This window comes from Bacillus sanguinis (genome assembly GCF_018332475.1).
Lineage (GTDB): Bacteria > Bacillota > Bacilli > Bacillales > Bacillaceae_G > Bacillus_A > Bacillus_A sanguinis.
This window is the reverse complement of sequence record NZ_BOQB01000207.1, coordinates 1-1277: the sequence shown is the minus strand read 5'-3', so window position 1 is coordinate 1277 and position 1277 is coordinate 1. Positions and strand designations below refer to the sequence as shown.

The window sequence follows — 1277 nt, the reverse complement described above, 5'->3', positions numbered from 1 at the left end:
TTTGGTTCACCCGCCGGAACACGAATGTGGCGAATATGAGCATAAGCTTTGTCAAAATCGTCACCAATTTCAGGTGTCTCATCTTGCGAGTTATCGTTTAATAGATAAACAGTTAGTTTTCCTGGATATTCAATCTTCGCCATCGCCTCTAAAGTGTCTTTAATAACGACGCCTTCATTGTGGGCAGGTATTAAAATATCCACGCTTGGATAATGTTCTAGCGTACGATCTTTTCGTTTACTATTTCGGTGAATTAAACCTGCGAGTGTTAAGAATGAATAGTAAACAAGTAAGCCAGAGAATAGAAAGGCTGTAAAAATAAGTACATACTTAATCGAAAATGTGATGCTAATCCAAAAAACAAGTACGCAAAACAGGAGGAATAAAAGAAGTATAACGAGTGTCATCATAATAACGTCTGTCCTTTGTTCCCAATTTGCTCGCGTGAAATTTTTATATCTTGGATCGCTTCAGCAGCAAGGTCAAAGTCAGCTCTTATCGTTCCAACTAATAATGAAGCTACGCGATCCATAACACTTTCCTTCGTATATTTACTAAAGGAAGTGAAATCAAAATAAATCATAACGCCTGTTTCATTACGACGATTCATTGCATTGATTAATAATGCTTGTCGTCTTTCGAATTCTTGTCTTGTTAATAATTTTGATTCTCCAATGTATTGTTCTAACGTTCTCACACGTTCGGTTAATTCTTTATTTTCATGAATAACCTTCTTTAATAGATGAGTGGAGATATATACAATGAAGAAGTTTGCTGCCATTAGGAAGTGAGTAATAATGTATTGCCATTGATCTGATGTGCTCCATAAGTAAAGCCATGCTTGGTAGAATAGGTAGAATACCGAAATAATGGTTCCTAATATGAAGAGAACAAATGCAGTTTTATCAGGCAAAAATAGAAATAGTACATTAACAATTACATATATGATTGTAAAAATGAGAGCATGCTCATATTGCGTTACATGTACAGTTGTAAAATAAAATAAAATTTGTAAAATCCACATAGAGAGGACTTTATAGTAGTTATCTTTCACAAAACTTTCCTCCTTTAAAGATAATTCATGCAAGGATACTTGTAGTATGCGCAATTATTAAGAAATAGACCGGATGACTAGGTTATTTTGTAGAGCAACAACAAGTAGTATCTCTCTTTTGTAAGAAAAAATAAACAGACTTACTAATTATTGTATCATAATGTCTTTATATTTAGACATAAAGCATTTAATATATACCGAGAAAAAATAAAGCAAAGTCCCC

General features: G+C 33.4%; 2 protein-coding genes. Both read right to left on the bottom strand.

The features are described from left to right. Positions 1–410, bottom strand: a 410-nt coding sequence (locus tag KI369_RS20795; RefSeq protein WP_212957239.1) for a glycosyltransferase family 2 protein, incomplete at its 3' end; no start/stop codon positions are given. Next, a complete protein-coding gene (locus KI369_RS20790; RefSeq protein ID WP_212957238.1) occupies positions 407–1054 on the bottom strand; it encodes a dGTP triphosphohydrolase in 648 nt (215 codons plus the stop codon). The genes KI369_RS20795 and KI369_RS20790, both read right to left, overlap by 4 nt. Between the last annotated feature and the right edge of the window lie 223 nt (positions 1055–1277).